Source organism: Halosimplex salinum, from assembly GCF_003730195.1.
GTDB classification, from domain to species: Archaea; Halobacteriota; Halobacteria; order Halobacteriales; family Haloarculaceae; genus Halosimplex; species Halosimplex salinum.
Genome location: NZ_QWGG01000003.1, coordinates 225,243 through 243,354 on the forward strand (window position 1 = coordinate 225,243; position 18,112 = coordinate 243,354).

19 protein-coding genes and 1 tRNA gene are annotated in these 18,112 nt (G+C 70.2%); 12 read left to right on the plus strand and 8 right to left on the minus strand.

Annotated elements, in window-relative coordinates:
* Positions 1 to 45: 45 nt before the first annotated feature.
* The 3 genes from D1409_RS09465 to D1409_RS09475 all read left to right on the plus strand — a co-directional run bounded on the left by D1409_RS09465 (position 46) and on the right by D1409_RS09475 (position 2,794).
* Entirely contained in the window at positions 46 to 912 is an 867-nt protein-coding gene (locus tag D1409_RS09465; RefSeq protein ID WP_123536438.1) for a YkgJ family cysteine cluster protein, read from the plus strand.
* 96 nt (positions 913 to 1,008) lie between these two features.
* Positions 1,009 to 1,959, plus strand: a complete 951-nt coding sequence (locus D1409_RS09470; protein WP_123536440.1) for an NAD(P)H-binding protein — start codon at positions 1,009 to 1,011, stop codon at positions 1,957 to 1,959.
* 16 nt (positions 1,960 to 1,975) lie between these two features.
* Positions 1,976 to 2,794, plus strand: coding sequence for a DUF7530 family protein (locus D1409_RS09475; RefSeq protein WP_235853536.1), 819 nt, complete (start codon positions 1,976 to 1,978; stop codon positions 2,792 to 2,794).
* On the opposite strand, the gene D1409_RS24440 is transcribed toward D1409_RS09475, so the two are convergent.
* Positions 2,775 to 2,945 (minus strand): DUF5786 family protein, encoded by a 171-nt coding sequence (locus D1409_RS24440; RefSeq protein WP_164471623.1) that lies wholly within the window; start codon positions 2,943 to 2,945, stop codon positions 2,775 to 2,777. The two genes, D1409_RS09475 and D1409_RS24440, sit on opposite strands and share 20 nt — an antisense overlap.
* A 171-nt stretch (positions 2,946 to 3,116) precedes the next feature.
* Between D1409_RS24440 and D1409_RS09480 the strand changes: the two genes are divergently transcribed.
* Positions 3,117 to 4,118, plus strand: a complete 1,002-nt coding sequence (locus D1409_RS09480; RefSeq protein WP_123536442.1) for a DUF5784 family protein — start codon at positions 3,117 to 3,119, stop codon at positions 4,116 to 4,118.
* A 691-nt stretch (positions 4,119 to 4,809) separates the two neighbouring features.
* Here the strand turns inward: D1409_RS09480 and D1409_RS09485 are convergent.
* Positions 4,810 to 4,882 (minus strand) — tRNA-Asp (locus D1409_RS09485).
* Between the two features lie 286 nt (positions 4,883 to 5,168).
* Here D1409_RS09485 and D1409_RS09490 point away from each other — a divergent pair.
* From D1409_RS09490 to D1409_RS09515, 6 genes are all read left to right on the plus strand, one after another.
* The gene (locus D1409_RS09490) at positions 5,169 to 5,768 is read left to right on the plus strand and encodes a DUF7504 family protein (RefSeq protein ID WP_123536444.1); all 600 of its coding nucleotides are present in this window, start codon (positions 5,169 to 5,171) and stop codon (positions 5,766 to 5,768) included.
* Between the two features lie 25 nt (positions 5,769 to 5,793).
* On the plus strand, positions 5,794 to 6,393 hold the full coding sequence (locus tag D1409_RS09495) for a response regulator (protein WP_164471624.1): 600 nt from the start codon (positions 5,794 to 5,796) through the stop codon (positions 6,391 to 6,393).
* 190 nt (positions 6,394 to 6,583) lie between these two features.
* Entirely contained in the window at positions 6,584 to 6,850 is a 267-nt protein-coding gene (locus D1409_RS09500; protein WP_123536448.1) for a DUF6684 family protein, read from the plus strand.
* 109 nt (positions 6,851 to 6,959) lie between these two features.
* Complete coding sequence (locus D1409_RS09505) at positions 6,960 to 7,253, plus strand: hypothetical protein (protein WP_123536450.1); 294 nt, start codon at positions 6,960 to 6,962, stop codon at positions 7,251 to 7,253.
* Positions 7,254 to 7,341: 88 nt separating this feature from the next.
* Positions 7,342 to 7,872 (plus strand): RNA-binding protein, encoded by a 531-nt coding sequence (locus tag D1409_RS09510; protein ID WP_123536452.1) that lies wholly within the window; start codon positions 7,342 to 7,344, stop codon positions 7,870 to 7,872.
* A gap of 70 nt (positions 7,873 to 7,942) precedes the next feature.
* Positions 7,943 to 9,205, plus strand: coding sequence for a M20/M25/M40 family metallo-hydrolase (locus D1409_RS09515; protein ID WP_123536454.1), 1,263 nt, complete (start codon positions 7,943 to 7,945; stop codon positions 9,203 to 9,205).
* Positions 9,206 to 9,230: 25 nt separating this feature from the next.
* On the opposite strand, the gene D1409_RS09520 is transcribed toward D1409_RS09515, so the two are convergent.
* Positions 9,231 to 9,965 carry a DUF1028 domain-containing protein gene (locus tag D1409_RS09520; RefSeq protein WP_123536456.1) on the minus strand — a complete coding sequence of 245 codons (735 nt, stop codon included), beginning with the start codon at positions 9,963 to 9,965 and terminating at the stop codon, positions 9,231 to 9,233.
* Positions 9,966 to 10,320: 355 nt separating this feature from the next.
* Between D1409_RS09520 and D1409_RS09525 the strand changes: the two genes are divergently transcribed.
* Together D1409_RS09525 and D1409_RS09530 are read left to right on the plus strand one after the other, a co-directional pair.
* Complete coding sequence (locus D1409_RS09525; RefSeq protein ID WP_123536458.1) at positions 10,321 to 11,238, plus strand: transcription initiation factor IIB; 918 nt, start codon at positions 10,321 to 10,323, stop codon at positions 11,236 to 11,238.
* Between the two features lie 81 nt (positions 11,239 to 11,319).
* On the plus strand, positions 11,320 to 12,993 hold the full coding sequence (locus tag D1409_RS09530) for a MinD/ParA family ATP-binding protein (protein WP_123536459.1): 1,674 nt from the start codon (positions 11,320 to 11,322) through the stop codon (positions 12,991 to 12,993).
* A 102-nt stretch (positions 12,994 to 13,095) separates the two neighbouring features.
* On the opposite strand, the gene D1409_RS09535 is transcribed toward D1409_RS09530, so the two are convergent.
* The 5 genes from D1409_RS09535 to D1409_RS09555 all read right to left on the minus strand — a co-directional run bounded on the left by D1409_RS09535 (position 13,096) and on the right by D1409_RS09555 (position 18,096).
* The gene (locus tag D1409_RS09535; protein ID WP_123536460.1) at positions 13,096 to 13,794 is read right to left on the minus strand and encodes a MinD/ParA family ATP-binding protein; all 699 of its coding nucleotides are present in this window, start codon (positions 13,792 to 13,794) and stop codon (positions 13,096 to 13,098) included.
* Positions 13,791 to 14,165: a DUF7857 domain-containing protein gene (locus D1409_RS09540; protein ID WP_123536461.1), complete on the minus strand. Its 375-nt coding sequence runs from the start codon at positions 14,163 to 14,165 to the stop codon at positions 13,791 to 13,793. Before D1409_RS09540 ends, D1409_RS09535 begins: the two co-directional genes overlap by 4 nt.
* 91 nt (positions 14,166 to 14,256) lie before the next feature.
* The gene (locus D1409_RS09545; protein WP_123536462.1) at positions 14,257 to 15,513 is read right to left on the minus strand and encodes a TrkA C-terminal domain-containing protein; all 1,257 of its coding nucleotides are present in this window, start codon (positions 15,511 to 15,513) and stop codon (positions 14,257 to 14,259) included.
* Entirely contained in the window at positions 15,510 to 16,757 is a 1,248-nt protein-coding gene (locus tag D1409_RS09550; RefSeq protein ID WP_123536463.1) for a potassium transporter TrkA, read from the minus strand. Before D1409_RS09550 ends, D1409_RS09545 begins: the two co-directional genes overlap by 4 nt.
* Before the next feature lie 46 nt (positions 16,758 to 16,803).
* Positions 16,804 to 18,096 carry a M26 family metallopeptidase gene (locus D1409_RS09555; protein ID WP_123536464.1) on the minus strand — a complete coding sequence of 431 codons (1,293 nt, stop codon included), beginning with the start codon at positions 18,094 to 18,096 and terminating at the stop codon, positions 16,804 to 16,806.
* Positions 18,097 to 18,112 lie beyond the last annotated feature (16 nt).

Here is an 18,112-nt window from a genome sequence, read left to right on the forward strand (position 1 = left end):
CCGATCCGGGCGGCGACTTTTGCCGTTCGGGGCCGTACGGCGACCATGGAGGTGAACTGCGAGGGGTGTGCGGGCTGTTGTCTCGACTGGCGCTCGCTCGCGCCGGACGACGGCGCTCACGGCCACGAACGCCGCGGTCGATACCGCCCGCTCGACGACGTCGACAACCTCGCGCCCCTGTCCAGCGACGAGGTCCGCGCGTTTCTCGACGCCGGCTACGCCGCCGCGATGGTGGCGCGACTGTTCCGGATCGACGACGGACCGAGCGTCTCGGTCGGCGGCGTCGAGGTCGCCGCGGTCCGGGGCCGCCCCGCGTTCCTCGTCGGCCTGCGGAAGATTCCGAAGCCCGTCGCGCCGTTCGACGCCGACCCGGCGTGGCTCCCCAGTTGCGTCTTCCTCGACCCCGAGACCCTCCAGTGTCGGATCCACGGGGACGGGATCTACCCCGAGACCTGTGCGACCTACCCCGGCGACAACCTCGCACTCGACGCCGAGACCGAGTGTGAACGGGTCGAACGCGTCCACGGCGGCGAGCGACTCGTCGACGGCGACCCGCCCGCGGACGCCGAGCCGGTGATCGGGCCGGGCGCCATCGGCGCGCGCGTGTTCGCCCATCCCGACGCCGACCGGATCGCGGAAGCGGTCGAGCGGCTCGCGGCCGGCGACGCCACGCGCGCCGACCACGCGGAGTTCGTCGGCGTCGCCGCCGCGTCTACGCCGGGACGACTCTCTGTCGACGACGGTCGGTACGAACGGGCCCGCGATCGGGCGCTCGAAGCCGAGTCGTGGATCGACGGCGCGACGGCCGAGTGGGTCGACCGAGTGGCGAGCGGCGAACCGGCCGACCCGACCACGGCCGAGAACGTGGAGGCGGACCGCGGTGCGCCCGAGACGCCGGGCTGGGAGGGGTGAGCGGCGGCCCGGACGAGAGAGCGGTTCGGCCGCTGAGCCGCGCGACGGTGCGCCGGCGCCTCGGGTGTTCAAGGAGATTCAGTCCGTGGACCCGGTATGCACGTGCTCGTCACCGGAGCGACGGGGTTCGTCGGGGGCCGGCTCGTCCCCGCGCTCCGGGCGGCCGGCCACGAGGTGCGCGCGCTCGTCCGCGACCCCTCGGCCTACGACCCGCCGGCCGACGTCGAGGTCGTCCAGGGCGACCTGCTCGAACCGGGGACGCTGGATCCTGCCTTCGAGGGTATCGACGCCGCCTACTACCTCGTCCACTCGATGCGGGCCGGCGACGACTTCGAGGAGCGCGACCGCAACGCGGCGCGCAACTTCGCGGCGGCCGCGAGCGGCGCGGGCACCGACCGAGTAGTGTACCTCGGCGGTCTCGGGGAGGACGGCGACGACCTCTCGCCGCACCTGCGTTCGCGCCGCGAGGTCGAAGCGATCCTCTCCGAGGGAGACTACGACCTGACGACGCTCCGCGCGGCGGTCATCGTCGGCGACGACAGCGCGAGCTTCCGGATGGTCCGTCAGCTCGTCTCCCGGCTGCCGGTGATGGTGACCCCGCGCTGGGTCGCCAACGAGTGCCAGCCCATCGCCATCGACGACGTCGTCGCTTACCTCGTCGGCGTCCTCGACGCGCCCGGGACGGCCGGCGGCACCTTCGGCATCGGCGGCCCGGACGTGCTGACCTACCGGGAGATGCTCGGCCGAACCGCCGAGGCGATGGGGCGACAGCGACCGTTCGTCGTCTCGGTGCCGGTGCTCACCCCGAACCTCTCCTCGTACTGGGTCGGGTTCGTGACCGACGTGCCCAGCGGCGTCGCGCGCCCGCTCATCCTCGGGCTGAAAAACCCGGTCGTCGTCACCGACGACAGCATCCGCGACCACGTCGACGTGGACCTGACCCCCTTCGACGTGGCCGTCGAGAAGGCCCTCGCACCCGAAACGGGGGCCCGCCGGCCGACTCCCCCCGGCACTCCCGCCACGGAGGAACACGGGGGCGGAAGCTGATGGAGGACCGACGACGATGATCGACCACGACCCGGGCGGGGAGGCCGCCGGACCCGAAGCGCCGGAATCGACGGGCACGGATCCCTCGGGCGACGGTTCGGGCGTCGTCCCCGGCCCGGAGTACGGCGAGACCTGGGTGTACGAGAGCATCATCGGCGCGCTCCCGGGGGTCGACATCTCCGAGCGACTCGCCCTCGCCATCCAGTTCTCGCTGTTCGAGGCCGGCGTGCTCGTCCTCGCGGCGGTGTACGGGCTCTGGGACGCCGCGCTCGCCGGGACGGTCGCCGTGTTCGTCGCGACCGTCGGGAGCGTGGAGATGCTGCGGATCAGCAAGCTCGTCCGCCGGGCCGACACCCCGGAGGAGTACGAGCGGTTCGTCTTCGGGTCCAGCATCGAGGTCGTTCTCGGCGTGCTCGCGTTCGTCGCGCTGCTCACCTACCTGTTCGTCCTCGACCCGCGCTCGGCGCGGCCGCTCGTGACCGAACTGCTCGGGCCGGAGCCGCCGCTGCTCGCGACGTATCTGACGCTGCTCGTCCTCTGGGACGTGTGTTACCGGATCGGCACCGGCTGGTGGGCCAGCGTCGCCGCGCTCTGGCGGTCGGTCCGCTTTCGCTTCACCCCCGAACAGACCCGCGTGCTCGCCCGCGCCGACCTGGAGACCATGGGCTTCGGCGTCCTGCAGTTGCTCCTCGTCCCGTTCCTGCTCGACCACACCGTCCTCCTCGTCGCGGTCGTCGGCCACGTCGTCGCCGTGGCGGCGGTGAACTCGCTGTCGCTACTCGTCCTCTACAGACGCACAGAAGGGATCGGCTCGATTACGAATTTATCTCTCTGAACTGGTCGAGCAGTTCTTCCGTCGACTCGTCGCTCTCGTACTTCACGCTCCCGCGGTACTCCGTCCTGTCGTCGTCCTCGCTCATGTCCACTTCGCTGTTCTTCCGCTCCCGCCGTTCATGCTCCACTTCGTCGTATGCACCCATAGACATTGTGTACCACACCCACACTTTGGGGTAGGTACCTATCAATGTAACGGTCATCACGAAATCCGTCGTCGAGTGTCCAGCCGGGCGGATCGGTCGGTTTCGATCCGTCGGACCGGACGGCGGTCCGCCAGCGAGTCCGAACAGTGTTTACCCCTGGCCGCCCCCAGGTCAGGTATGGCCGGACCGGTTCGCTTTCGGCGGTCGACCGAGCGCTGGGACGAGGAGCGCGTCAGACGCGACCTCCTGGCCCCGCTCGAGGACCGCTTCGGCGCCCGACTGACGACGCCGAAGACCGACGCCCCCAAGGGGTACACCGCCCGACGTCTGGAGATGGACAACGGCGACCTCGCCCTGTTCGTCTGGAACGACGACGGCGCCTACTGGCTGGGCAACACCGTCACCCCCGAGACGCTCTGGCGAACAGAGAAAGAGACCTTCGAGGAGGCTCCCTTCGCCGTCGGCCGCTGGGCCCAGCGCGAACTCACCTACGACCTCCAGCGCCAGGCTCCCTGGCTGGCCTCCTTCGAGTACGTCTCCTGGTTCTTCCTCCCCGTCCTCTTCTCGAAGGACGGCCGCGAGACCACCCGCGCCTTCTTCGACCGCGACGCGGCGGGCTTCCCCGACGCCACCCGCGAGGAAGGGCTCGAGTTCTACGAGCGGTTCCTCAAGACCGGCGTCCTCGACGACCACCGCTACACGATGGCCGCCAAACTCGGCACCAGCGAGCGCAACGAGTTCGGTCGCATGCGCGCCACGATGGGAGAGTTCAACGCCGCCAAACTCCTCGCCGACGCCGGCATCTCCTTCGTCCCCGAGTCCGAACGCGACTCCGGCCACGCTCTCGACTTCGTCGTCGACACCCCGCAGGGCGAGCGCCTCGTCGAAGTCACCCGCCCCATGGCCCCGCGCAACCGCCCCGCCGGCACCGCCATCGCCGCCCTCCGGCGCACCGTCGACTCCAAGACCCGCGACCAGCTCGCCATCCACGACGAGGCCGTCCTCCTCGTCGACTGCACCTCCTTCCGCGACGACGAGTGGAACCCCATCCGCGCCGAGAAACCCTCCCTGGGCTACGAACCGACCGTCGTCTTCCGCTACCGCCCCGACGGCCACTGCGAAGGCTATCGCCACGGCGACGTCCCCCTCGACCTCGACGCCGGCATCGAGTGGGTCTGACCAGAGGAATTTCTGCAGTGGCGCACGCTGCCGAGCGTGCCGAACGACAGTGAGGCCGCGAGGCGTAGCCGTGCGAGGGATGAGCGACCGCAGGGAGTGAATCGGTTGGGGAGGTGTGAGGCGCGGTGCTGTGCGAGTGCGGACCCTGGCGGACTGAAAGGGCGAGGCGCGCTCGCGCTTGTGCAGTCGTCTGAGCGACCGCGAGAGCGAGGCGCGACCACCGGGAGCGCCTCGACATGCGAACGGCGAACGGAGTGAGCCGTGAGCGAGCGCGCCGAAGGCTTTCGATCCCTACTGCCGAGCGCAGTCGCTCTGGAACGAACTTCACTACCGGCGGGATTTGAACCGGAATCAGACGTGCTCGCTCACTTCGTTCGCTGTGCGCGACTGATAGGGTTCAAACCCACGACGGCGTCCATCGAACTCAGCACGCGGCGCGATGAAACGCGCCGCTTGCCAGTTGAGTTCGAAGAAGCGCCCGAGGCGGGATCGAGCAAACGCGAAGCGTTCGCGAGGGTCGAGAGACGCCCGCGGCGTCTCTCGGGATTTGAACCGAAGAGAGACGTTCCGGGTCGCTCACTCCGTTCGCTTCCCGGGCTGCGACTCTCAGGGTTCAAATCCCGGTCGGCGTACACCGAACTCAGAACGCGGCGCGATAAAACGCGCCGCTTGCCAGTTGAGTTCGGAGAGACGCCCGAGGCGGGATTTGAACCCGCGTCACGACCGTGACAGGGTCGTATGATGGGCCACTACACCACCCGGGCACGCATTCATCGCTTTGCCGGAGTTGGATTTAAGACTTTCCAAACGATGGCCTCCGTGACACGCGAACCCACCCCAGCCGCCGCGCCCGAACAGCGACAGATCGACCGATAGCTAATACTCAACTGACAATATAGATGCACCCACCTGACTGCTAATTCACCGATTCTAACCGGACACGCTTCCGACATCTCAGAACTGATAACATCAGCGGAACTTACTTGGGTACCGATCGCTCTTTGTAGAGATAAGCGGAGTTACGTCGGATACAACTCCGGAGACATCGCCATGAGTACGACACCGGACGAGGACCGTGGGAGTACAGAGATGCCGTCGAACGTCCTGTTACTGGCGCCGTCGATCGGCGAACAGGGAGACGAGGTCTGTCGCGAGTTGCTACACGGGACCGGCCAGCGACACCACAGACTGATCGTCACCTGTATGGAATCGCCACGGCAGCGACTGGCCGCGTGTGCCGACCACGAACACGCCGGTGAAGTGACGGTCGTCGACGTGGAGACGGCCGCCCGGTCCGCTGTTGCGGCGTCGGCCGACAGCGCCGGACCGACGGACGCGGTCGTCGAACACGCCCCCGCGGAGACCGACCTGGTCGGACTCGGCGACGTGATCGACCGGCACCTCACCCGGCTCTCGGCCGAGGGTGAGACCGCCGTCTGTTTCCACTCGGTGACCGCCCTGCTCCAGCGCGCCGACGAACCGGCCGTGTTCAAGTTCCTCGAAGTGCTGACGAGCACGGTCGAGCGAGCGGACGCAGTGGCGCACTACCACGTGAACCCGGACGTCCACGACCCGGAGACGGTTCGGACGTTCGAAGTACTGTTCGACAGCGTCGTCGACCTCAGAACCGCCAATGTCGCCGACGAGTGAATGCCCGCGAACGACCACAGCTCAGATGAACACAGACAACACGACGGGAGGGAAGGCCACCGCTCCGAACCGATCGCGCGACGACACGGCCGCGACGCGGGTCGTCCTCGTCGCCGACCGCGACCCGACCGTCACCGACGACATCGCGGCCGTCCTCCGTGACAGCTACACCGTCCGGTCGGCCTACGACAGCGCGGACGCGCTCGCGAGCCTCGACCCCGACGTGAGCGTCGCACTGCTCGACACCGAGATGGCCGGCCTCTCGCCGCGGCGAGTCCTCGAGCGCGTCAGGACCGGGTCCGTCGACTGTCAGGTCGCGGCACTGACCGACGAAGCGCTCGACCTCGACGCCTCCGCGTTCGACGAATACCTGGTCAAGCCGGTCGCACCGGACCACCTCGTCGAGACTGTGGACCGACTCAGTCGACGGGCGACCTATCGCACGACCCTGGAGGAGTACTACCAGACTGCGAGCGAGCGAGCGACCGCAGCGGGCGACCGGAAGGAGCGACTCGACGACCGCCTCGCCGAACTCGACGAGCAACTCGACGACGTGTTCGTCTCGTTCGAGGGCTCCGAAGCCTACGACGCTGCGCTGCGCGAACTCGACGTCGACTCCTGCTAGACACCCCGACTCGACCTCGGATCAGGTCGCCGTCCACACGCCAGTTCCCGGATCGACCGCCGCGCGGTCACGCTCTTTCGAGGCGCCACTCGCTCTCGAGATCCCAGTACTTTGCATCGCAAGCCGCGGTGCTATCTCCGCAGCGGCGTTACTAGGTACACGGCGCTGGTACTGCGCCGGGACCTCACCAATGAGTATCCTTCGACTCACCGGGGACACCTGGCTCGATCTGACTGTGAACCTCGTCCCGCTCGGGATCCTGGCGTTCTTCGACATCCTGTTCTGGATCTTCAACCCGTGGGGGTTCGACCCCTGGTTCGTCTTCTGGGCGCACGTGTTGACACTCGTCCCGTTCGTCCTCCTGTCGATACTCACCTACGTCTCCGGTCGCGCGATACAGGGGGCGGAGCGCCACACGGAATCAGTCACCGAAGCGGAGGAAACCGCCGAAGCATGACCCGAGATCGCACGCACACGACCGCGAACGGATCCGACGCACGGAGACTCAAAGACCGAATTGAGCGTTCGCCGACTTTTGGGGGGTTCCGCGCAACCCTCCTGTACGGATGAGTGGTTCCACGCCCCATCGGCGGTTCGGTCGCGCGCTCGCCGAGGCCGTCGACGTCGTCGAGCGGCTGGCCTTCTGGGCGGCCGTCGCCCTCCCGTGCGTCCACCTGCCGCTGCTGGTGCTCGGCGGCTTCTCCCCGGAGACGACACCGCTGCTCCTCGCTCTCTGGTCGCTCCACGGTGTCTCCCTGCTCGTCGGTCGTCGACATCGAACCGACGCACCGGGCGACACCGACGCCCTCGACCGCTCCGAGGCGTCCGAGCGCCACGACCGCCCCGACACCGCGGACTGACTCGCGCTCGGCGACCGCCGACCGGTCGAGCGCGCTGTGACCGTCGCGGAGCGGTCGATTTATCTCCCGTCCCGGCCCACGTCGAGGTATGAACGTCAAGTCGCGCCACCATCTCCGGGCCGACGCGATCGACGACATCGAGGACGCCGTCGCGACGCAACTCGGCGTCGACATCGAGGCGGACAGCTACGAGAGCGTCGAGTTCGAGGACAGCGACTGGGAGGTCGTCCTCGTCGACGGCGAACCGCTCGTCCTGTACGTGGAGAGCGAGACGCGAAGCGCCTCGGACGGGAGCGGCGGAGCCGCGGGAGGGGAGAGCGAGCCGTTCCTGACGGTCCAGGGCGCCAACGCCTACCCGCCCGAGCGGAACGTCGTCACCGTCGACGCCGGCGCCATCTCATTCGTCTCCGACGGCGCCGACGTGATGCGCCCCGGCATCGTCGAGGCCGACGACTCCATCGAGGCCGGCGACCTGGTCGCCATCAACGAGGAAGGCCACGGGAAGTTCCTCGCCATCGGCCGCGCGAAGACCGACGGGTCGGACATGGTCGGCGACTCCGGCAAGGTCGTCGAGTCCATCCACCACGTCGGCGACGACCTGTTCGAGTTCACGGTGTAGCGGTCGCCGGGTTCTCTCACGGTCTCGAGTCCACCCGAACACTGAGTGTCCGGCGCCCGAAGAGCGACCGATGGACGACTTCGCGAGCGCCTACGGGGACCGCCTCCGCTCGGTCACGGAGCGACTCGTCGGCTTCGAGACGACCGCCGGGAACGAGGCGCCGGCCCAGGAGTATCTCGGGGACCTGCTGACCGACCTGGGGTTCGAGACGTATCGCTGGACCGCCGACGCGGACGCGCTCGCCGACCACCCGGAGTTCGCGTCGGCCGACGACCTCGCCGTCGCCGACCGGCCGAGCGTCGGCGGCGTCCTCGAGTTCGGGGACCCCGAGAGCGGACGGACGCTCGTGCTGAACGGACACGTCGACGTGGTTCCGGCGGGCGAGACGGGGTGGACCGGCGACCCGTTCGCACCGCGGTGGGACGGCGACCGACTCGTCGGCCGCGGCGCGGTGGACATGAAGAGCCAGCTGGCGGCCTGTGTCTTCGCCGCGCGCCACCTCGCCGACCGGGTCGAGTCGGGAGCGGTCGACCTCGACGGTCGAGTCGTCGTCGAGAGCGGCGCCGGAGAAGAGGACGGCGGCGTCGGCGCGGCGGCCGCCGCGCTGTCGAACCCCTATCCCTTCGAGCGCGACGCCGCGCTCGTCGCCGAGCCGACGGACATGCAGGTGGTGACGGCCACCGAGGGCTGTCTGATGGCGCGAATCGAGATCGGGGGTACGCCCGCTCACGCTGCGCGCCGCTGGGAGGGAGAGTCCGTCCTCCCCGCGTTCGAACGCGTCCGCGAGGCGTTCGAGCGACTCGAATCGGAGCGCGCCCGGTCCGTCACGCACCCGCTGTACGACCGGTTCGACGTGCCCTGGCCGGTCGTGATCGGCCGAGTCGAGGCCGGGACGTGGGCGTCGAACGTCCCCGGCACGCTCACCGCCGAGGCCCGGGTCGGCGTCGCACCCGGCGAGTCGCTGGAGCGCGTCGAACGAGCGTGTCGGGAGACCCTCGACGCCGTCGCGGCCGACGACGAGTGGTCGGTCGCGCCGCCGACCTTCGAGCGGTTCGGCGTCCAGTTCGCTTCGGCCGAGGTCACTTCAGACGAGCGCGTCGTGACCGCGCTCCAGCGCGCGATGGGGGCCGCCGGACTGTCGGGGACCGCGCCGGTCGGCGAGACGTACGGGAGCGACGCGCGCCACTACATCGAGGCGGGGGTCCCGACGGTCGTGTTCGGTCCCGGGCGCATCGAAGACGCCCACTTCCCCGACGAATCGGTCCACTGGCCGGACGTGCTGACCGCTGGCGAGGTGCTCGCCGAGACCGCACGGCGGTACCTGTCCGACTGACCGGTTCCGAGTATCCGACGGCGTCTCACTCGCCGGCGTCCTCGTCCTCGGCGTACTCGTCGGCGTAGCGCTCCATCGCCATCTCGTAGCCCTCCGCAGCGAGTTCGTACGTCTCGCGGAGGTCCTCGACGGGCGTCTCCGTGGCGTCCACGCGCAGGTCGTCGTAGTAGGGAGCCATCTCGCGGTCCTCCGTCGTGCGGACGAGCAGTGCGGCGCTCTGGACGTGCAACTCCTCGCGCTTGTCGCCGCCGAGTTCGTGGCCCGCCGCGAGCGCCTCGACGAGGCGTTTCGCGAGCGGCGTCTCCGGGTCGTCGTCCGGGTCGTCCGGCGCGTCGACGGCCGTCGCCTCGTAGGCGGTCGCGACGGCCTCGACGACGTCCTCACCGGTGAGCAGGTTGCCGGCCACGGTGTAGTTGTCGCCGACGACGTGGCCGAACCAGGGGCGACACTCCTCGCCGGAGAAGGCGAACTCGCCCTCGGCCCCGACGCCGTGGAGTTGTCGTTGCGGGCGGCCGTCGTCGGCGTTCAACAGCGCCTCGAGGGCGTCCTCGACCGCCAGGCCGTCGCCGAGATACTCGATCCCCTTCCGACCGAGGTCGACGTTGACGAGGCTCTGTGTCGCGACGGCCCCGTGTTCGCTGGCGAACGGGCAGAGCGTTCCGACGCCGGCCAGCCGCGTCGTCACCGCGACACCGAAGCGAGTCTGCTCGTCGCCCGCCTCGTCGGTGTACGACTCGCGAACGCAGATGCTGAAGGTCATGGCGGCTACGTCGGCGGCGAACACCGTCAGTGTTGGGCCGTCACCCGACCCAGACGAACGACCGCAGAGCGGATGTTCGATGGCGAGACACGTGGCAACCGGAGAGATTGACCGGTACGTTTTTAATAGTTCTCTCGTAACATGACGCTCTGCAGGGGTCCACCGACGCCGGCGACGAGCCCAGACAGGGGGACTGTTCGGGCGTTCGTCGTCCGCTACTGACGAGTTTCGACTTCGCCACCGCATTTTCGCAAGTAACTGATACGTAAACCTCAGTGAACATATTGAACTGAAAAGTATAAAGCGTTAATACAGTACCAAAAGACAACACGAGTGGTTGCACGGGGGAGTACGCTTGAGGGAACAATCGGAACGCCGGCCGAGTAGTACCGAAACCGAAGACGACGCGCGGACGGTCGCGTGCTGTGCGGAGTGTGGTGGGCGTCTGCGCGAGGCGGAGACCGAGACGGTCTGTGAGGACTGCGGGCTCGTGTTCGCGGAGGACGCGATCGAGCGCGGCCCGGAGTGGCGGTCGCTCGACGAGGAGACCGACAGACGACGGACGGGAGCGCCGCTGACGGCCTCGCGCCACGACAGGGGACTGTCCACCGAGATCGGGTACGGGACCGGATCGGACGTGTCGGGTCCCCGCCAGCGTCAGCTCGTACGGATGCGACGCCAGCACAACCGGGCCAGACTCGACTCCAAGGCCGAGCGAAACAAGCTCTACGCGTACACGGAGATCCGGCGGCTGGTCTCGGTCATGTCGCTGCCCACGTCCGTCCGGGACCAGTCGTGTTCGCTGTTCTCCTCGGCACAGTCCGAAGACCTGCTGTGTGGTCGCTCGCTGGAGGGGTTCGCCGCCGCGGTGGTCTACGCTACCTGCCGGACCCAGTCTATCGCCCGGACCATGGACGAAGTCGTCGACGTGGCTCGCGCCGAGCGGAGCGAGCTGAAGACCGCCTACGACGCGCTGAATCGCGAACTGGGGCTCCCGGTCGGTCCGGTCAGTCCGACGGAGTACCTCCCGCGGTACGCGTCGGACCTCGACGTCGAGACCGAGGTCGAACGGCGCGCCCGCGAATACGCCGTCGTGCTCGTCGAGTCCGGGCGGATGGGCGGCAAGAACCCCAGCGGAGTCGCCGCCGCGTGCCTCTACAAGGCCGCCAGGGAGCACGGCATCGACGTCAAACAGACCAGAGCCGCCGAACTGGCCGACGTGTCGCGGATGACCATCGGGTCGACCGTCAGCGACCTCGACGACCTGGAGTGAGCGCGGTCGCGGTGTCGACGCGGTCGTGCAGACCCCTGTCTCGTGTGTAGGTTGAAAACGGAAGACGAGCCCACTAGGGGCATGATAGCGATCGCAGGCGCGAAAGGTGGCTGTGGCAAGACGACGACGACGCTCGGTCTCGCGGCGGCGTTCGGGCGCTCGGGCGTCCAGACGCTGGCCGTCGACGCGGACCGACAGCTCCCGGACCTGCACGTCGTCGCCGGCGTCGAGCGCGAACCGACCGTCGCGGCGCTCGACCGGGAGACCGGCTGGCACGCGCTCGCACAGGAGACCCCCGGAGCCACCGGGGCCCACGTCCTCCCCGGACAGAAACCGACGGAGAGCGTCGAGCTCGACGCCGCACTGGAGTGGCTCGACGCCGGCGCCACCGAGGTGTTGCTCGACTGCCCCTCCGGTGCCGGCCCGGACGTCGTCGAGGCCATCGCCGTCGCGGACGGCGTCGTCGTCGTGACGACCGACAGCGAACAGAGCCTCGACGCGGCCGGGACGACCATCGACATCGCTCGCCGGCTCGACGTACCGATCGCCGGCGCCGTCTTCACCCACTGTACGGCCGTCCCCGAGGCGTTCCACTCGCGGTTCGAGATCCCGGTGCTCGCGGTCGTCCCCGAGTCGGAGTCGCCGCTCGCGGACGACGAGGCCCGGGCGGAGTACGACCGCGCCGCCGACGAACTCGCCGCGATGACCGCCGTCACACCCGACGACCACGGCGCGTCCGACCGGCAGAGCGCCCCGGCGACCGACGAACCCACACCCGCCGACACGGCCGAGGAGTCACCGACCGCGGGCGCACCCGACGAACGGACGGACCGAGACGCGGAGCCAGGGCGCGCACCCAGCCCGCAGAGAGCCGCGAGTCCAGACAGGAACGGACACGACCCGGCGGACGACGACGGTCGCGAGGCGACCCCGGAGACAGAGCCGGGGAGGTCCGCCGAGATCGAACGCGCGAGCGGTGCGACCACCGGCGACGGAGCCGGGACGGGCACCGCCGACGGGTCGACAGCGGGATCGAATCCCTCCGGTGGTCTGACCGCGCTGGAGGCCGACCTGAGCGCGCTCCCGCCGGGGAGCGTCGCCGTCGTCGAGGCGCCGCCGGCCAGCCAGTCCGAGCAGTTGCTCTACGGGCTGACGGCCGCACGCGGGACCCTCTACGTCTCGACCGAGCGCACCGAGCAGGCGGTCAGGGCGGCGCTCGAGACGGCCGCGGTCCCCGTCGGGAGTCCGACCGTCCGCTACCTGACCGAGGACAGACTCGACGAGACCGAGCGGCTCGTCGGCGAGGTGCCGGACGGGTCGAACGTCGTCGTCGACCCGATGGCGTCGCTCGAACGCGCCGACCGCGACGACTACCGCGAGTTCGCGAACCGGCTGAAGACGCGGATGCTCGAGACGAACAGCGTCGCCGTCCTCCACTGCCTGTCGCGACCGACCGTCCCCGAGAACCGCGCGACGACGAAGCACGTCGCCGACGCGGTGTTCGCCGTCGACCCGAGCGGAGCGGGAGCCGACCGGGTCTCGGTGCGGAAGTTCCGGTCGGCGGGCGCCGTCGCCGGTTCCGTCGAACAGGTCCTCTCCGGTGACGGCGACCGGCGCCGACCAGGTGACGATAGCGGGCACCGGACCGAGCCGGGCGCGAACCGCGACGGAACCCCGCGACCCGTCCGCCAGGGGACCGACCGACGCGGCCGGACGACGGTCGACGGCGAGCGACCGGTCGACCGGGACGACTGAACCGACGGCTCGACGACGGTCGGTTCAGCGTCGGTCGAACGCGGCGAGAGGAACGGTTCCGGCGGCCCGGGCGGGGACGCCGGCGCCCCGCCCGTCCGGCGGTCAGGCGAGTTCCGCGTCTTCGGAGATCTGTCGTTCGCTCTCCTCGATACGGTCGGTCAGCGTCTCGAAGGCGGGCAGGGCGGGACACTCGGGGTCGTGGTCGCGGAGCGGGCGCCCGGCCCGAAAGGAGGTCGCCAGGGTCGAGTGGCGCGGGACGACCGTCGTCGTCGCGCCCATCTCGTTCTCCACGCGGTCGGCCACCTCGCGGTCCTCCTCGTCGGTCGCTTTGTTGAGGACGACGCCGGCCACGGGCGTGTCGAGTTCGCCGGCGAGGTGGCGCGTACGGAACGCGTTGAGCAGGGCCGGCCGGTCGTGCGTCGTCACGAGGACCACCGCGTCGGCGCCGTGGATCTGGTAGCCCACGTCCCGAGCGAGGCCGGCCGGACAGTCGACGACGACCCGGCCGTACTGCCGGTCGACCATCGCCAGCGTCTTCGGGAGCTTCGTCAAGTCCGCCGCTCGCGCGCCGGCGAGCGTCCGGCCGCAGGGGAGCAGTTCGATCGAGTCGACCGTCTCGACAGCCTCCATCGGCGCCGCGCGCCCGGTGAGCACGTCGTGGAGGTCGGGGCCGCGACCGCGGGGCAGGTCCGGCGTCGCCAGGTCGGCGTCGACGGCGACGGCGTCGAGTTCCCGCGAGAGGTTCAGCGAGACGGTCGACTTGCCGACCCCGCCCTTCCCGCCGCAGACCGCGAGGATCATCGGTCCGACGAGAGCGCCTCGCTCGGTGGCGACCAGTCGTCGAGCGACGCGAGCACTTCCTCGGGGGCCGCTTCGTCCGCGTCGCCCGCGCGCGTCCGCGAGACGACTTCGACCGGGTCCTCGTCGTCGAACGGCGGCGCCGGCGTGGCGTAGCCGACGCCGACCGTCTGTCCCGGTTCGACCCGCGCCTCCCACGTGCCGTCGGTCCACTCCGGCGCGGTCACGTCGCCGAAGCGCGGCGGCCACACCGGCCCGTCCAGCCGGTTGGCGAGTCGCACTACCTGCGGCGTCCCGCGCTCGTTCGTGACCGTCGCCCGCACGAACGTCACCCCGTTCCGCCTCACCGTCTCGCACTCCGATACCTCGTCCATACCGGTAATGGTCCCCCGTTCCTGTATAAAGTTCAACACGGAGACGCGACCCGATTCGGCGCGGAGACCGCCAGCGGACGGTGCCCGCGACTCAGTCGTCGGAGAACATCGACGCCAGTCGCCCGTCGTCGCCGTCGTCCGCGGGAGCCGCCTCGTCGGCGTCGCCCCCGGTCGCGCCGTCCGGGACCGGTCGGTCGCCGGGTTCGCGCTCGGGTTCGTACTCGGCGAGCCGGTGGAGCCCTTCGGGCGTCCCGAGGACGTAGACGGTGTCGCCGACTTCGAGCGTCTCGTTGTCGGCGGGGAAGGGGATCGGGTCGCCGCCGCGGACGAGCACGAGCACCGTGACGGGGAGCCAGTCGACGAACTCGCCGCGGAGCGGGTCGTCGTCTTCGACGGTGACGGCGGTCACCGTCTCCTCGGCCTCCCAGACCGTCGCGACGAGTTCGTTCACGTCGTTGGCGGTGTCCGGCCGGGTGACCAGCCGGTAGGACTCGGCGGAGTCGAACGCGTCGGCGTCGTCGGTGCCGACCGTGATCGTCACCACGTCGCCGACGGCCGCCCGGAACTTGCCGGTCGCGACCAGGTGCCCGTCGGCCGAGCCGTCGGCCCAGACCTCCACCGGGTCGCCGGTGCTCGCGTTCGGCGACGGGTCGCCCTCGACGGCGACCGCGACCGTCCCCGGCGGGAGCGACGGGCTGACCCCGGAGGGGCGACGGCCGACCGCCAGCGACGACACCGTGAGGTCGCCGTCGATCGCCGCGTGGACGTGCCCGACGTCGAAGTCGCGTGCGAGGCGCGCCGCGAGCCGCGACTCGGTCTCGTCGCGAGAGAGGCGCCGGGGGAACAGCATGGTCCGTCCGGCCAGGGCGCGTTTCGTCGCCTCGTCGACCGCCGGATAGCCGTCGATGTCCTCGACCGTCTCCGGGAGCGCGAGTTCGACGACCAGCCCGGCCGACTGGACGAGTCGTGCGACCTCCCCACCGGCGTCGATCCGGGTCACGTCGAACACGTCGGCGGCGAAGTGGTCGCCGATGCGCCGGCCGACGTCGGAGGCGACGGCGCCGACCCCGAACACGCCGAGCAGGTACGCCCCGCTGGCGTAGTGGATCTTCGGCGTATCGCCGATGACCGACGACTGGACGACCGCGTCGATGTTCAGCGACATCGTGACGAAGGAGAGTCCGACGACGACGCCGACGCCGACGGGGAGCGGTCGCGTGCTGTAGCCGCGATAGAGGAAGGCAAAGCCCATCGCGACCACGCTCGCGTACAGTCCGAACCCGAGGATCCGCAACAGCGCCGTCATCGTCCAGTCCGAGACCAGCTGGAGCGGGACCGCGATCGTCACGGCTCCACCCCCGCTCCGTCGCCGGACCGCCGACTCGTCACGTCCCCGGAGAGCCGGCGCACCGTCGCGCTGGCGTCGTCGCCGACGACGAACGCCTCGTCGGCGCCCTCCACGCTCAGTTCGTCGGGGTCGAACTCCCAGCCCCGCCCGTCTTCGCCGGTCTGGCGGACGCCGACGACCGACAGGTCGGCGCCGTCGGCGGCGACGGCGGCGCGGTCGTCGTCGTCGAGACGGACCCGCCGGACCGCCTGCCCCGCGCGTTCGAGCTCCGAGAACGCCTCGAAGACGTGACTCGCCCCCTGCGAGCGGACGCGAAGGCTCGCGTCGTCCTCGCCGAGAACCGTCCGCGCGTCCGCCGTCCGAACGGCCACGGTCACGCGCCCGCGGCCGCCCGGCGTCTCCGCCCGGGCGCGCTTGCGCGTCTCGACCTCTCCCGGCGACGAGTGCGTCGGCGACGCCGCCGTCTCGGCGGTCGCGTCGCCGTCCGCCCCGGCACGCACGCCGAGCACCCGGCCCGACACCGACGTGTCGCCGGCGTCGACGACCACCTCGTCGCCGGGGGCGAGTCCCGTCGGCAACAGCGCCGAGAAGGAGACCGCCCGCCAGCCGTCGGGGACTCGCTCCGCGAGGTCACGCGACGGCGGTGCGGCGGCGATCGACGCCCGACCGCGGGCGTCGATCGCGACCGCCGCGTCGGCCAGATCGTAGTCGCTCCGCAGCTGGTCCTCGAGGCGCGTCTCCAGTTCCGACAGCGGCAGGTCCGCCGGCAGGCGCCACGCGCCCGACTCCAGGGTGGCGCGGAGTTCCGGCGAGAGCGGGGGGTACCCCTCCACGTCGCGGATCTCGCCGGTCGCGCGGACCATTACCTGCCCGGAGCCGTCGACGCTGTCGACCGCCTCGGCCGAGAGCGTCCGCTGGCTCCGGGACGCCTGCGAGAGGTCGCCCGGCAGATCCGTCGCGAGTCGACTCCCCTGACTGTTCGCGTACAGCGCGAGCATGAGCGCCACGAGCGCGGCGATCATGAGTCGCGGCACCTGTTCGACGGTCGTCCCGACGAGGCCGACGACGTACCCGTTCGCGCCGGCCAACGGGAGCGCGACCAGGACGGCCGCCGCTCCGGGGACGGTGTAGCCCCCGTAGTACTCCAGCAGGAAGCTCCCGAGCCCCACCACGAACGCCGGGACGAGCCCGACCAGGAGCCCGAACGAGATCCCGATCAGGACCTCAACGGGTAGCGATGCCATCCGTCCTCCGTGTCGTGTATTTCGTAGTATCCATCGTTCACACCCACTAGTAGGGCCGCCGAGACACCGCCAGCGCGGCGAGAGCGGCCACTGCCACGAGAACTGCGACCGGTCCGAAGCCGGGGCCGGCCCCGAAGGTCCCGCCCGACGACGTGGGCGTCGGCGAGGGGGTCGGCACGTCGGTCGGCGTCGCCGTCGGCGTGGACGGGGCCGGCGTCGGCGTCGGCACCTGCCACTGGTCCAGCGGGTCGACGTCCGCCCGCTCCCACTGGTGGACCGGGTAGTCGTCGGTCGCCATCCAGACGTTCGCCGTGTCGAAGCCGTCGACGTTCTCGGTCGCGCTCTCGCCGGTCAGGTCGTCGGTCGACAGCGCCGTGCCGATGCCCGCCTCGTCGCCCGAGGCGTTCTCGACGCCCGCGGCGCCCTCGTCCCAGTAGGTCTGGCTGACGATGCTGTCGCCGTTCGTCCCCACCAGCCCGCCGAGGTTGCGGTCCCCGGAGACCCGACTCGCCGCGTAGGAAGTCCGGATCGTCCCGGCGTTGGTCCCGGCGAGCCCGCCGCCGACCTCTTCGACGTCGACCGTCGCCGTCGCGTACGAGGCCGTGAGCGCGTTGGAATTCGCGCCGACGAGTCCGCCGGCGACTCGCTCCGAGTCGACCGTCCCTGCGGCGTACGAACCCCGCAACGGCCCGTTGTTGGCACCGACCAGTCCGCCGACGATCTCCGACCCGGAGACCGACGCGTCCGCGTACGCGGCGACGATCTGGCCGGAGTTGACGCCGACCAGTCCGCCGACTCTGACTGACGAGCCGAGCAGTTCGCCCGTCGCCGACGACCCGGTGATCGAACCGCTACTGAACCCGGCCAGGGCGCCGATGTTCCTGTTTCCGTTCACCAGCACGTCGCGGAGCGAGACGTTCTGCACCGTCCCCGCAGACCGCCCGAACAGGCCGACGTTCGTCTGTCGCGGGCGAACGATCGTCAGTCCGGTGATGGTGTGGCCGTTCCCGTCGAGCGAACCGCGAAACGCGCCCTCCTGACTGCCGATCGGCTGGAATCCGTTCCCGGCGTTCCACGTCTCCGTGACGCTCGCGTCGACGTCGTTCCCGAGGACGTAGTGCGCCCGGAGGTCATCGTTCATCGCCTGTAACTCCCCGACCGTCGTGATCACGTACGGGTCCTGCGGGGTTCCGCTCCCGGCCATCTCCGAGAGCGGCGACGCGGTCCCCGTCTGTTCCTCCTGGCCGTCCGCGGCCGCGAGGCCGACCGACGGCCCGACCAGCGACACCGCCAGTAGCACGGCGAACACGACACTCCCGAACCGCTCCGTTCGATTCATCTGCGAGACACCCAGC

Coding starts and splice junctions, on each gene's coding strand:
- D1409_RS09465 (WP_123536438.1), top strand. CDS start 46: ATGGAGGTGAACTGCGAGGGGTGTGCGGGCTGTTGTCTCGACTGGCGC.
- D1409_RS09470 (WP_123536440.1), top strand. CDS start 1,009: ATGCACGTGCTCGTCACCGGAGCGACGGGGTTCGTCGGGGGCCGGCTC.
- D1409_RS09475 (WP_235853536.1), top strand. CDS start 1,976: ATGATCGACCACGACCCGGGCGGGGAGGCCGCCGGACCCGAAGCGCCG.
- D1409_RS24440 (WP_164471623.1), bottom strand. CDS start 2,945: ATGTCTATGGGTGCATACGACGAAGTGGAGCATGAACGGCGGGAGCGG.
- D1409_RS09480 (WP_123536442.1), top strand. CDS start 3,117: ATGGCCGGACCGGTTCGCTTTCGGCGGTCGACCGAGCGCTGGGACGAG.
- D1409_RS09490 (WP_123536444.1), top strand. CDS start 5,169: ATGAGTACGACACCGGACGAGGACCGTGGGAGTACAGAGATGCCGTCG.
- D1409_RS09495 (WP_164471624.1), top strand. CDS start 5,794: ATGAACACAGACAACACGACGGGAGGGAAGGCCACCGCTCCGAACCGA.
- D1409_RS09500 (WP_123536448.1), top strand. CDS start 6,584: ATGAGTATCCTTCGACTCACCGGGGACACCTGGCTCGATCTGACTGTG.
- D1409_RS09505 (WP_123536450.1), top strand. CDS start 6,960: ATGAGTGGTTCCACGCCCCATCGGCGGTTCGGTCGCGCGCTCGCCGAG.
- D1409_RS09510 (WP_123536452.1), top strand. CDS start 7,342: ATGAACGTCAAGTCGCGCCACCATCTCCGGGCCGACGCGATCGACGAC.
- D1409_RS09515 (WP_123536454.1), top strand. CDS start 7,943: ATGGACGACTTCGCGAGCGCCTACGGGGACCGCCTCCGCTCGGTCACG.
- D1409_RS09520 (WP_123536456.1), bottom strand. CDS start 9,965: ATGACCTTCAGCATCTGCGTTCGCGAGTCGTACACCGACGAGGCGGGC.
- D1409_RS09530 (WP_123536459.1), top strand. CDS start 11,320: ATGATAGCGATCGCAGGCGCGAAAGGTGGCTGTGGCAAGACGACGACG.
- D1409_RS09535 (WP_123536460.1), bottom strand. CDS start 13,794: ATGATCCTCGCGGTCTGCGGCGGGAAGGGCGGGGTCGGCAAGTCGACC.
- D1409_RS09540 (WP_123536461.1), bottom strand. CDS start 14,165: ATGGACGAGGTATCGGAGTGCGAGACGGTGAGGCGGAACGGGGTGACG.
- D1409_RS09550 (WP_123536463.1), bottom strand. CDS start 16,757: ATGGCATCGCTACCCGTTGAGGTCCTGATCGGGATCTCGTTCGGGCTC.
- D1409_RS09555 (WP_123536464.1), bottom strand. CDS start 18,096: ATGAATCGAACGGAGCGGTTCGGGAGTGTCGTGTTCGCCGTGCTACTG.